The 11,832-nt window shown below is 69.0% G+C and carries 9 protein-coding genes; 3 read left to right on the forward strand and 6 right to left on the reverse strand.

All coding sequences use genetic code 11. From position 1 onward, the window contains the following. Nucleotides 1-26: 26 nt before the first annotated feature. The gene (locus tag HB662_RS11375) at nt 27-1,616 is read right to left on the reverse strand and encodes an ABC transporter substrate-binding protein (protein WP_168049827.1); all 1,590 of its coding nucleotides are present in this window, start codon (nt 1,614-1,616) and stop codon (nt 27-29) included. 173 nt (nt 1,617-1,789) lie between these two features. On the opposite strand from HB662_RS11375, the gene HB662_RS11380 reads away from it, so the two are divergent. Genes HB662_RS11380 through HB662_RS11390 form a run of 3 tightly spaced genes read left to right on the forward strand, consistent with a single transcriptional unit; the run spans nt 1,790 to nt 6,563 of the window. Then, nucleotides 1,790-2,542 carry an SDR family NAD(P)-dependent oxidoreductase gene (locus HB662_RS11380; RefSeq protein WP_168049828.1) on the forward strand — a complete coding sequence of 251 codons (753 nt, stop codon included), beginning with the start codon at nt 1,790-1,792 and terminating at the stop codon, nt 2,540-2,542. 5 nt (nt 2,543-2,547) lie between these two features. Then, nucleotides 2,548-4,587, forward strand: a complete 2,040-nt coding sequence (locus HB662_RS11385) for a hydantoinase/oxoprolinase family protein (protein WP_168049829.1) — start codon at nt 2,548-2,550, stop codon at nt 4,585-4,587. An 11-nt stretch (nt 4,588-4,598) separates the two neighbouring features. After that, nucleotides 4,599-6,563 carry a hydantoinase B/oxoprolinase family protein gene (locus HB662_RS11390; protein ID WP_168049830.1) on the forward strand — a complete coding sequence of 655 codons (1,965 nt, stop codon included), beginning with the start codon at nt 4,599-4,601 and terminating at the stop codon, nt 6,561-6,563. Here the strand turns inward: HB662_RS11390 and HB662_RS11395 are convergent. The 5 genes from HB662_RS11395 to HB662_RS11415 are packed head-to-tail and all read right to left on the reverse strand — an operon-like array spanning nt 6,560 to nt 11,775. Next, complete coding sequence (locus HB662_RS11395; RefSeq protein WP_168049831.1) at nt 6,560-7,108, reverse strand: carboxymuconolactone decarboxylase family protein; 549 nt, start codon at nt 7,106-7,108, stop codon at nt 6,560-6,562. The two genes, HB662_RS11390 and HB662_RS11395, sit on opposite strands and share 4 nt — an antisense overlap. Nucleotides 7,109-7,164: 56 nt before the next feature. Continuing rightward, nucleotides 7,165-8,520 carry a cytochrome P450 gene (locus HB662_RS11400; RefSeq protein ID WP_209443235.1) on the reverse strand — a complete coding sequence of 452 codons (1,356 nt, stop codon included), beginning with the start codon at nt 8,518-8,520 and terminating at the stop codon, nt 7,165-7,167. Then, nucleotides 8,517-10,148: a Dyp-type peroxidase gene (locus HB662_RS11405; RefSeq protein ID WP_168049832.1), complete on the reverse strand. Its 1,632-nt coding sequence runs from the start codon at nt 10,146-10,148 to the stop codon at nt 8,517-8,519. The genes HB662_RS11400 and HB662_RS11405 overlap by 4 nt, the downstream gene beginning before the upstream one ends. Nucleotides 10,149-10,161: 13 nt before the next feature. Further along, entirely contained in the window at nt 10,162-11,112 is a 951-nt protein-coding gene (locus HB662_RS11410; protein WP_168049833.1) for a hypothetical protein, read from the reverse strand. Between the two features lie 15 nt (nt 11,113-11,127). After that, the gene (locus tag HB662_RS11415; protein WP_168049834.1) at nt 11,128-11,775 is read right to left on the reverse strand and encodes a hypothetical protein; all 648 of its coding nucleotides are present in this window, start codon (nt 11,773-11,775) and stop codon (nt 11,128-11,130) included. Between the last annotated feature and the right edge of the window lie 57 nt (nt 11,776-11,832).

Below are 11,832 nucleotides of genomic sequence, written 5' to 3' on the forward strand. Positions count from 1 at the left end.
CGAAACCCCGTCATGCAATCCTTGCGTCACGCGATGCTGAGCCAACGCATCTCCTGCCCATCCCCGATCGGGCAGAACCGCACGCCGCTGACATTCTTGCGGAAGGGTCCGTACCACTTCGTATTGTGGATGAAGATCGCCGCCGCATCCTCGGACGAGATGCGGGCCACCTGTTCGTATAGCGGCGCGCGCTTCGCCTGGTCCGGCGTTGCCAGCGCCTCCTCCAGAAGGCGATCGACCTCCGGGTTGGAGTAGTAGCTGGCATTGCCGCCGCGGTGGCGTTCGGTGTGCAGGATCTCGCCGGCCCAGTTGTGCGGGTCCGCGTAGTAGGTGGAGCGCCACAGGAACAGCAGGTCGTACATCTGTTCCGGGTCGCGCATCTTGTTGGAGACGACGGGCCAGGGCTCGTTCAGCAGGCGGCTCTGGATGCCGGCGCGGGTCAGGCCGTTCTGCAGCAGGGACGCCGCCTGGATCGACTGCTCGTAGCCGATCATGCCGGCGACCACGATCTCCCGCATCGGGGCCTGGACGCGGGCCAGGTGCCACTTCGCCTTGTCGATGTCGTAGGTGTAGCCGGCCAGATCCTTGGGCGCGCCCCACATCGGGTTCGGCACCACGCCGGTGTTCCGCACCACGGACCCGCCGAGGATGTTGTTGATCCAGCCATCATAGTCGAAGGAGTAGCAGAGCGCCTTGCGGAAGTTCACGTCGTTCATCGGCGCGCGCTGGTTGTGGATGCAGGAATAGAACAGCCGGGTCGATTCGGCTTCCATGACGTTGAGGTTCGAATCGCCCTGCAGCCGGGTGATCTGGTCCTGCGGCATGTAGGGATCGGTGCCCTGGAAGTCGCCGCGGATCAGGCCCAGCACGCGGCTGTTCACCTCCGCCACGTAGCGGAAATCGATCTCCGCAACCCCGGCCGGGCCAAGGAAGTGGTTGTCGAAGCGCTGTGCCAGGAAGCCGCGCGCCGGGTCGAAGCGGCGGATGATGTAGGAACCCGATCCGGCATCGTTGCGGCCGATGAAGGCCTGGCCCCAGTCGCCATCCCGCTCATTCCGCTTCAGCAGCGCGCTGTTCACCACATAGATGTCGTGGGTGGTGGCGGCGAAGATGGCCGACGGCGTGGTCAGGTTGAACTGCACCGTGTGGCGGTCCAGCGCCTTGGTGCTGCCCGGCGCGACCAGCGGGGCGAAAAGCGGATAGGCGCCCTTCTTGACCGCAAGAATGCGCTCCATGGAATAGACCACATCCTCCGCCGTCAGCGGGGCACCGTCATGGAAGGTGACGCCCTGGCGCAGCTTGAAGGTGTAGGTCTTGCCGTCCTCGGACGTCGTGTACGATTCCGCCAGCCAGGGCTCCAGCTTCGGCGGATTGTCCACCCAGCGCATCAGCCCGTCATAGCAGTTCAGGCGATAGGCGACGCGACCGACATCGAAGGTGGCGTGCGGGTCCATCGTGTCATAGGCGCTGCCATTGGCGAAGACGATGCGCCCGCCGCCGCCACGCTGCGCCTCCGCGATGCGCGGCAGGCCGGCGGCGCCCGCGACCGCACCGGCCACCAGCAGATTGCGACGGCTGATCTCCGTCGCGCTTCCCTTCATCCCGCGCGTCGTCATTGCAGCATCCCCGTCTTTGTATTGAGGCGATGCTGCACTCGGCGAAATGCGGCCGTCAAGCGGGCTTCGCCGTGCGAAGCGCCCCGCCGGCATGTTGCCGCGCCTGCATTGCACGGATAGCGTTCGCGCCTGGCGCGGGACCAGGCAGCCGCGCACGACAGGGAAGGGCCCCGATGCCAACCGAGAACAAGGTCGCATTGGTCACCGGCGGCGCACGCGGCATTGGCCGCGGCTGCGTGCATGCGCTGGCGGAACGTGGCTACGACATCGTCATCGTCGACCTGCTGCGCGCCGAGATGGAGCGCACCCAGGCGGAGGTCGAGGCCATGGGCCGCCAGGTGATGATCGCCGAGGCCGATGTCGCCGACCATGCCCGGGCGCGGGAGATCGCGGCGGAGGTCCGGAGCCGCTTCGGCCGCATCGACGTGCTGGTGAACAATGCCGGCCGCGGCAATCCCACCGGCATATTGGATATCACCGAGGAGGCCTTCGACCGCACCATCGCGGTGAACCTGAAGTCCTGCTTCAACTACATCCAGGCCCTGGTGCCGCTGATGCAGGAAGGCGGCGGCGGGCGCATCGTCTCCATGTCCTCGCTGAACGCGCATACCGGCGGCGTCACCAGCGCCGTCTCCAAATTCTCCTATGCCGCGGCCAAGGCCGGCATCATCGGCATGACGAAGGCGCTGGCCAAGGAATTGGGCCCCGAGATCGCCATCAACTGCGTCTGCCCCGGCGTGATCGAGACCGAGGTCGGCAATAGCCTGACCAAGGCGCGCGGGCCGGAACTGGCGAAGAAGATCATGCTCGGCCGGCTCGGCACGCCGGCGGATGTGGCACAGCTGGTCGCCTTCCTGGCCACGGCGGAGCCCTTCTTCATCACCGGCCAGGCCATCACCATCGACGGCTTCCAATGGGAGATCTGAGCCCCGTGCGCTACCGGCTCGGCGTCGATATCGGCGGCACCTTCGCGGATTTCTGCGTGCTGAACGAGGCGACCGGGGAGGTCTCGACGCTGAAGGTGCTGTCCACCCCGGCGACGCCGGGGCAGGAAGTGATCGACGGGCTGCGGGGCGTGCAATCGCGTTTCGGCATCGCTCCGGCCGATCTGGCCTGGTTCACGCATGGCACCACCGTCGGCGTGAATGCGGTGATCCAGCGCAAGGGCATCCCGCTCGCGCTCTTCGTCACGCGGAATTTCCGGGATGTGCTGGAGCTGGCGCGGCTGAAGACACCGGATCCCTACGACCTGCTCTCACGCCGCCCAGCGCCGCTGGTGCCGCGGGAGAGGGTGATCGAGATCGATGGCCGCCTGGATGCTGATGGCACGGAAGCGGAGCCGCTGGACGAGGCCTCCGTCCGCGCCGCGCTGGAACAGGCGGAGGCGCGGGGCGCGGAGGGCATCGTGCTGGCCCTGCTGCACAGCTACCGCAACCCGGCGCAGGAACATGCGGCGCAGGCGCTGCTGCGGAAGCTGCGGCCCGAAATGCCGGTCTATTGCTCCGCCGATGTCTGGCCGATCATCCGCGAATACGAACGCAGCGTCACCGCCGTGGTGCATGGCCATGTGCAGCCGCGCGTCGCCTTCTACCTCGCCTCGCTGCAGCGCGCCCTGCTTGAAGCGGGCGTGGTGGCGGAGCCGATGGTGACCAAATCCAATGGCGGCGTCATGCGCGCGGAGCTCGGCAAGACGCGCTGCGTGGAGATGCTTTTGTCCGGCACCGCCGCGGGCGCCATCGGCGCCGCCTTCGTCGCGCGTGCGGCCGGCGTGCCCCGCGCGATGAGCCTGGATATCGGCGGCACCAGCGCGGATGTCGCGGTCATCACCGATGGCGCGCCGAGCTATGGCACCGGGGAGCGGGTGGGCGACTTTCCTGTCTATATCCCGACCGTCGCCGTGACCTCGATCGGCGAGGGCGGCGGCTCCATCGCCGCGGTGGACGCGCTGGGGCTGCTGACGGTGGGGCCGGAGAGTGCCGGCTCCACCCCCGGCCCGGCCTGCTACGGCCGCGGCGGCACGCGCGCCACCATCACGGATGCGATGTGCGTGCTCGGCTTCATCGGCCATGGCGCGCTCGGCTATGACAGCGTGCGGGTGCGCGCGGATTTGGCCGCGCAGGCGGTGGACGAGGTCGCGCAGGCGCTGGGTCGCAGCCGGCAGGAAACGGCGGAGGCCATCGTGCAGGTCGCGGTCAGCGGCATGTACCGGGAGGTCAGCAAGCTGGCCGCGCGGCAGGGCGTCGATCCGCGCGATTTCTGCCTCATGCCCTTCGGCGGCGCCGGCCCGATGCTCGGCGCGCTGCTGGCGCGGGAACTGGGGATGCGGGAAGTGCTGATCCCGTTGACGCCGGGCGTGCTCTCGGCGCTTGGCGGGCTGATCGCCGATATCCGCAGCGACTTCATCGAGACGGTCTATGCCGATCTCGATGCCGCCGCCTTGCCCGGCCTCACCGCCGCCTTTGCGCGGCTGCGGGCGGAAGCCACGCGCTGGATCCGCGAGGACCAGCGTTTCGCTGGCGAGGTCACCTTCCGGCCCTCCGCCGAAATGCGCTACCGCGGCCAGTCCTTCGAGATCGAGGTGCCTCTGGAGGCCGCCTGGATCGAGGCCGGCGACCTGGCGGCGATGGCGGAAGCCTTCCACCAGGCGCATGAAAAGCTCTACGGCCATGCGGATCGCGGTGCGCCGATCCAGGCCATCGCGCTGCGCATGGTGGTCGCCGGCACCGTCCCCGCACCGCGCTTCCCGGAGCAGGACCGCGTCGAAGGCGCGCCCGAGATCCTGCGCGAGGTGGAGGTCTGGCTGGACGGCCGCGCGCAAGCCGCGCCGCTGTATCTCCGCAGCGCGCTGCGCCACGGCCACCGCTTCAGCGGCCCCTGCATCGTGCTGCAGGACGACACCACAAGCTGCATCCCGCCCGGCATGACGGGCGAGGTGGACCGCTTCGGCAATCTGCGCCTGACCGCCGGCTGAGGAGACGCGCCATGTCGATCGACCCGGTCACGCTGCAGATCTTCGGCAACCACGCCCAGGCGGCGGCGGAGGCAATGGCCTTCACCCTGTTCCGCACCGCCCATTCCACCTTCGTGAAGGAGACGGAAGATTTCACCACCGGCCTCTGCACGCCGGAGGGCCTGACCTTCGCCAGCCCGCGCGAACTCGGCGCCACCTGGTTCATCGGGCTGGAATACGGGCCGGTGATCCGCGCGCTGTCCGATTATCGCGAGGGCGATGTCGGCATGACCAACGACCCCTATAGCGGCTTCGTCTGCACCCACTCGCCGGATATCCATCTGTGGAAGCCGATCTTCTGGGAGGGCGAGCTGGTCTGCTTCGCCGTCGGGCACATCCACAACACGGATGTCGGCGGCGCCGTGCCCGCCTCCCTATCCCGCGCGCTGACGGAGGTGCATCAGGAAGGCATCCGCTTCCCGCCCGTGAAGCTGGTGGCGGAGGGCGTGCTGGACCAGCGGCTGCTCGACATCATGCTGCTGAATGTCCGCGCGCCGACGCAGAACTGGGGCGACCTCAAGGCCCAGCTCGCCGCCATGACCACGGGCGAGCGCAAGGTGCACGAAATGATCCGCCGCTTCGGCCTGGCGACCTTCCGCGCGGGCATGGAGGGGCTGCTGGACCTGGCGGACCGGCAGGCACGGCGCGTCCTGTCCTCCATCCCGGATGGCGACTACGAATTCCACGACTATCTGGACGAGGATTCGCCGGGCGGCCTGCCCTGCCGCCTGCAATTGAATATGCGCATCCGGGGCGAGACGGCGGAGCTGGATTTCACGGGGTCGGACCCGCAGCTCACCGCCTCGTTGAACATGCCGACCGGTGGCTCGGCGCGGCACATCCTGCTGATGGTAGGCTGGAACTACGTGCTCTACACGCTGGACCCGACCATGCTGCTGAATGGCGGGCTGGTGCGGCCGGCCACCTGCATCGTGCCGGAGGGGACGGTGCTGAACCCGGTCTTCCCGGCCGCCGTCGGCATGCGGTCGATGACCTGCATGCGGCTGCAGGGCGTTCTGATGGGCGCCTTCCAGCGCGCGGTGCCGGACCGCCTGCCGGCCGGCCCGGCCAGCGGCGGGCCGATGATGAACGTCAACACCACGGACAACCGCACCGGCCGCCGCGTGATGGCGGCGATCGACCCGATCACCGGCGGCGGCGGCGGCGCGCCGGATGGCGATGGCAATGACGGCTCCGGCGGCAATAGCGGCTTCCTGAAGAACACGCCGGTGGAGATCAACGAGGCCGAGGTCCCCATCCGCATCCTGCGCTACGGGCTGGAACCGGATTCCGGCGGCGCGGGGAAGCATCGCGGCGGCATGGCGACGGTGCTGGAATTCCGCGTGCATGCGCCGGGCACGGTGGTAACGGCGCGCAACCGCGACCGGTCCCGCTTCCGGTCCTGGGGCGTGCAGGGCGGGCTGCCCGGCGCGGCCTCCCAGTTCTGGCGCAACCCGGGCACGGCGCGGGCGGAGAATCTCGGCAATACGGATGTGGTCACGCTGGACCCGGGCGATGTCATCCGCATCGTCTGCTCCGGCGCCTCCGGCTGGGGGCCGGCCTGGGAACGGCCGGTGGCGGCGGTGGAGGCGGACCTCGCCGCGGGCAAGATTTCCGCAACGGCGGCGGCGCGGGATTACGGCGTCGTGCCGGGCAATGCGGCGGAAACGCAGCGCCTGCGCGCCGCCCTGGCCGCCGCGCCGCGCCGCGACTTCGATCCGGGTCCGGAGCGCGAAGCCTACGAGCAGGTTTGGACCGATGCGAATTACGCGGCGCTGACCGCAATCCTCGCCAGCCTGCCGATCCATTGGCGCCACTACGCCAAGCGCCAGATTTTTGCGCGCATCGAGGCGATGGCGGAACGCCGCGGCGATGGCAGCGAGGTGCAGGCCGCCTTCGCCGCGCTGCGCCAGGACTTCCCGCAGATCGCAGGCTAAGGCAGCGGGTGCTCATCGAGGCAGGGCTGGTAGGACGGCTCCACCTCGATCCCCGCGGCGCCGAGGAAGCGCACCACGCCGCAATAGAAGGCGATGATCACCAGCAGGTCGGTCAGGCTTTCGGCATCGAGATGCGCCTGCACCTCGGCGAAGGTCGCGTCGCTCAGCGCGTCGGCACCATGCGCCATCTCCCGCGCCGCGCGCAGCACCGCGCGCGCGGCGGGCTCCAGCGCGGAGACGCCGCCATTGGTCTCCACGGCAATGGCGCGGATGTCGTCATCGGTCACGCCGAAATCACGGCCGATGGCGACATGGTGCGACCATTCGTAAGGCGACCGCGCCACCCACCCCACCTGCAGGATCGCCAATTCGCGCAGCCGCGCATCCAGCGCGCTGTGGTGGCGGATATGGTTCGCCAGGCCGAGGAAGGCGCGCGTCATCCCCGTGCTGTTCACCATGGCGCGGTACAGGTTGATCGGCCGCACCAGCAGCGCCTGGTCTTCCGGCGCCAGGTCTGCGGCGTCGCGATAGGGCAGTCTCGCCATGCTGGCCTCCTCGGTTTCCGGCAGCAGACCAGCCGCGGCGATGGCGCGCAAGCGGGTCAGGCCGCGTCGAAGGTGACCGGGAAATGCACCGGGAAGGGCGTGCCGGCCCCATCCACCGGCCCCGCACGCCGCAGCCCCGCCCGCCGCAGCAATGGCTTGAGAAGCTGCGGGATGACGGCTTGGTTGATATGGGCACCGAAGCAGGTGTGCATGCCATAGCCCCAGAGGATATAGGCCTCCGCCCCCCGCCCGGGCCGGAACTCCTTGGGCCTGTCATGCGCGATGGGGTCGAACATGGCGGAGAGGTTGGCGACCAGCACCATCGCCCCTGCCGGCACGCGCCGTGCCCGTAGCGTGCCGCGGGCGATCACCGTCTCCCGCACCGCACGGCGGTAGATGAAGGGGTTCACCGGGTCGAAGCGCAGCGCCTCCCACAGCACCGCCGCCAGCGCGGCATCGTCATCGGCGCGGGCGGCGGCCTGGGCGGCGGCAAGCGCCTCCGGCCGGTCCAGCAGCGTGTCCAGCGCCTTGACGCTCGCCTTGGACAAGGTGGGCACCAGCCCGATCAACAACCCGATCAGATTGTTCCGGATGCCGAGGTCATCCATGCCCGGTACGCCCGCCGCCTGCAGCGCCAGGCAGCGATCCAGCACCTGGTCCGTGCCGCTGGGCTGCGCCTTGCGCGCGGCGATGGCGGCATCGAGCCAGGCGCGGCAGGCGCTAGCGGCCTCCAGCGCCGCGCGCGTCACCTTCTCCTCCCCCGCCAGGTCGACGAAGAGGTACCAGAACATCCGCGTGGTCCAATCGGCCATGACGGGGCCGGAGGGGCCGGGCGTGCCGAAATACTGGCCGAGCAACCCGGTCAGCACCGGCAGCGTCAGCGTGGCCGGCACGTCGATCCGCCCGCCGGCGGCCGCGACGATCGCCTCCGCCTGCGTCGCCACATGGGGAATGACGATCTCCGGCACGTCGCTGCGCCGCACCGCGAGCCGCATATTTGACACGTCCCGCGTATAGGCGGGGCTGTCCTGCATGCCGAGGAAGAAGTTCTCGCCATCGGTGATGGCGCGCATCTTCGGCTCATAGACCACGGCGAAGTCGGATTCGCGTTCCAGCACCTCCGTCACATCGGCATGGCGGGTGACGATGACGGTGCCGGTGTTCTCATAGGCCGCGATCAGCTTGCGTTGCAGCGCCAGGTTCGGCCGCGCGGCGCGCAGCAGGGCGAAGACCAGGCGCTGGTTTTCCGTGGCACCCAGCAGCGCCGCGATGCGCTGCGCCCTGCCTTCCGCGCCGCCGGCATAGGCGCGCGCGCCGCGCACTGCCAGCCTGCCCGCCGCGCCCAGCGCCGCCCCCGCCATGCCCAGCCGCACGCCCGCCGCATGGGCGGCATTGCCCAAAAGGCCGCTCATGTCGGGTCGACGATGCCGGCGGCGATCATCCGCAGCGCCGTCATGCTCGGCGTGAAGAAATATTCACCGCCGCGCGTCTCCACGAATTGCGGCAGGCGGTCGCAGATGAAGGGCGGCTTGTCCCCGGCCGGGTCGGCGGCGATGACGAATTTCGCCTCCGGGCCGTGGTTGCCGATGATCGGGCAGGTGTCGTTGCCGGCGTTGAAGTCCAGCCCGTACTGCATCCATTGCTGCTGCACGAATTCGAACTGCCGGAACAGGCTGGCGCAGGTGGCCAGCAGGACGATGCCGTGTTCCTGCCCATCCGTGGTCGCATCCGGCGCCGCCTGCCCATAGGGCAGGCCACGGCGCAGGATGCGGCGGCGGTTGTTGAGCACGGAGCCGTTGAGCTGCTTCGGATCGTTGGAGGCCAGCAGCGGGTCCATCATGTCCCGCGTATTGGACCGGCGCAGATGCGACCCGAAGGGGCATTTGGCGCCATGCGGGTCGTCGCGGAAGGTGAATTCCACCATCGCCCGCGCCAGCGCCGCCAGGGTCGCCTTGTCCTCGCGCTTCTCCGCCTCCGCCCGCCGCTGCTGGAAGGCGCGCCATTCGGGATAGGTGGGGGCGGCGATCAGCGGCACGCCGTCGGACCAGCGGCCGGCGATCTTGGCCTTCAGCGTCTCGCAGGCTTCGTCCTGCGGCACCTGCATCACCGCGGCGAATTTCACCGCCATGCGGTCCATCGCATCCCGCCAGGCGGCGACATTCTGGTGCAGCTTGCGATAGGCGACGAAGGTGCCGTTGCGGCTGAAGGGCAGCGGCATGCCGGCACCCGGAATCTCCTGCGATTCATCCGGGTGGCCGAGCAGGAATTCCCCGGTGGCGAGCGGCGCCCAGCTCTGGTCCGGCAGCAGCTTGCCCTGGCCGATCACGGCACCTGCCATGCGGTCGGGCGCATACTGCCCATCGAACACCGCATCACCGATCGCATCGATGAAGCCGAAATGCTCCCTCGGGCTGGGCGCCGGGCTGCCATCCGGCCCGTGCTCCATCAGGGCCGACAGATCCTGCCAGCGTTCATCCTGGCCGCGATGGCCGGACAGCAGCGTGACCTTGCCTTCGGTGGCGCGCACCAGCGCCTCGATCTCCGCCGTCACCTCGTCCAGCCGCGCCACCGGCGTGCCGTCCGGGTTCATCTGCGCATTCAGCGTGACCAGCACATGCACGCGCCGCCGCGGGTCGTCCTGCCACAGCCAGACGGGGTCCCAGGCCTCCCCGATCGGCTTCGGAAAATTGTCGCACAGGATGTCGGCGCGGGCCGGCATGCCGTCGATGAACTCATCCGGCATGCCGCGCAGCGTGCGGATCGGCACGCCCAGCGCCAGCAGCCCCCAGAAGGTGAAGGCGACATTCACCGCGACCTGCGGACGCGGCTGGAACACCGTACCCGGCGGCGGCGCCTTGTCCTTGGAGGATGGCCAGCGCAGCGCCGTGGTCACATAGGGCCGCACCATATCCAGCAGGTTGCGCCCGGCGCGGCCATCCGCGACGTTCAGCAGCAGGCAGCGCCCCTTGGGGAAGCCGAGCTTGCCATAGGCGGTCAGGACATTGCCCTGGATATCCGCAAGATCGAGCTGCGTGGCCATGGCTACAGGCTCCTCAGCATCGCACCACACCTCGGTGCTGGGTGGGTGCGGCCACATCCTCCGGCCGATGCGTCGCCAGGAATTCGCCGAAGGCGGCGTGCAGCGCCTCCGGGCTCTCGCCCTGCATGTCGATCGCGAAGCGGGTGAAGTGCTGCTGCAGGTACAGCGCCTTCAGGACGGAGGGCAGGTCCGACCGCGGTGCCATGGGAAACGGTTGCGCACCGGCCGCCATCACGCGGGAATAGGCGAACCACAATGCCAGCGGCAGCGCCACCAGCCCGGCGAGCGCCAGCCACAGCCATTCATCCTCGAACATGCCCACTACCAGGCCCAGCACCAGCGCGGCGGCGGAAAGGATGGCTGGCAGCAGCAGCTTCTTCAGCGGCAGCGGCGACAGCGGCGGGGCGCCCTGCCAGTAGTCGTTGAAGGGCATGGTGGTCTCAAGCTGGCAGGCGCGGATCAACCGCACGAAGCCTGCCGCGTCGGGGATGCGGTCATGCCCCTCGGTATGTTCCAGGATCTCCCGCAGCTCCGGCTCCATCACGCTCCACAGATGCGTCAGGTAGTCCCGCAAAGCCGCGTCGCTGCCATCCGGCGCGTCGAAATCGACCACGAAGATCAGGAAGGGACAGGGCAGCCGGTCCACCGGGTCCGTCACGCTGGGCTGCGGTGAAAGCTTCAGCGCCACCTTGATCGGGTCGCGCTGGCCGCGGCCGTTGAAGGCCACGTCATCCAATATGGCGAATCGTGCGAAATGCGTGCGGTCGCTGCGCGCGAAGGGGCTGTTGAGGCCGATCTGCTCCGTCGCCGGCGTCTGCAGCGCCGTCGGCAGCGCCGCCAGCCGGCCGCGCAGCGCCTGGGCGTGGGAGGTGACGGTCGCATCCGTGCGCGGATCGCTGCACAGCCCGGCGCGCACCGGGATCAGCACGGTCAGGAAGTAGTGGCCGCCGTCGAAATTGGGCATGGCTCGGGCTCCTGCTCAGGTCGGCGGCCGGCGGATCAGCGCCTCGCGGTTCAGGTCTGCGTTCTGGGTGTCGTTGCTCGCCACCGGCGCGTAGCCCGGGGAGGGCAGGTCGTTCTGCACGGCGATGAAGGCGCGGCGATAGGCCACGGCGAATTCCGCCGGCGTCAGCGCGGCATGCTGCCGGCGCAGGTCATCCAGCGCCGCCCAGACCCGCAGCGCCGCCTTGATGTCCCGCTGCGCCGCACCGGGCGTCGCGTTGTAGTAGAAGGCGCAATCCACCTGGTTGGCGCGGATGTAGTTCTTGAAGGGTGTGATCGGGATCGATCCCGGGTACTTCGTGCTGGAATACCAGAACAGGTCCAGCCCGTTCGGGATGCCGTCGCTGAAGGCGTCGATGTACTGGTCCCAGGTTCCGTTGAAGTTGCTGACGAACAGCATGTAGTCGTTCTCGATATCCGGCCGTCCCTGGCCGAGGTCCGGCCATTGGTCACGCCTGATCATCACCCAGCGGGCGAAATGGATGATGGACAGGCCGAGCAGCCCGCCCAGCTGCTGCGGCTGGGTGCGCGCCACCATGAACAGCAGCCGGTTGATCCAGGTCTTCCAGGGCCGCATCGGGGTGACGACGTTCATCCCGTAGGCCTTGCCCGCGACATTCGACATCGGCCGCCCCCTTCGCACGACGCAGCCTTCGCCGCGTGTTCCGGGGCACGCTATCGC

Source organism: Falsiroseomonas frigidaquae (assembly GCF_012163145.1).
Taxonomy (GTDB): domain Bacteria; phylum Pseudomonadota; class Alphaproteobacteria; order Acetobacterales; family Acetobacteraceae; genus Falsiroseomonas; species Falsiroseomonas frigidaquae.

Coding starts and splice junctions, on each gene's coding strand:
- HB662_RS11380 (WP_168049828.1), top strand. CDS start 1,790: ATGCCAACCGAGAACAAGGTCGCATTGGTCACCGGCGGCGCACGCGGC.
- HB662_RS11395 (WP_168049831.1), bottom strand. CDS start 7,108: ATGGCGAGACTGCCCTATCGCGACGCCGCAGACCTGGCGCCGGAAGAC.
- HB662_RS11390 (WP_168049830.1), top strand. CDS start 4,599: ATGTCGATCGACCCGGTCACGCTGCAGATCTTCGGCAACCACGCCCAG.
- HB662_RS11400 (WP_209443235.1), bottom strand. CDS start 8,520: ATGAGCGGCCTTTTGGGCAATGCCGCCCATGCGGCGGGCGTGCGGCTG.
- HB662_RS11410 (WP_168049833.1), bottom strand. CDS start 11,112: ATGCCCAATTTCGACGGCGGCCACTACTTCCTGACCGTGCTGATCCCG.
- HB662_RS11405 (WP_168049832.1), bottom strand. CDS start 10,148: ATGGCCACGCAGCTCGATCTTGCGGATATCCAGGGCAATGTCCTGACC.
- HB662_RS11415 (WP_168049834.1), bottom strand. CDS start 11,775: ATGTCGAATGTCGCGGGCAAGGCCTACGGGATGAACGTCGTCACCCCG.
- HB662_RS11375 (WP_168049827.1), bottom strand. CDS start 1,616: ATGACGACGCGCGGGATGAAGGGAAGCGCGACGGAGATCAGCCGTCGC.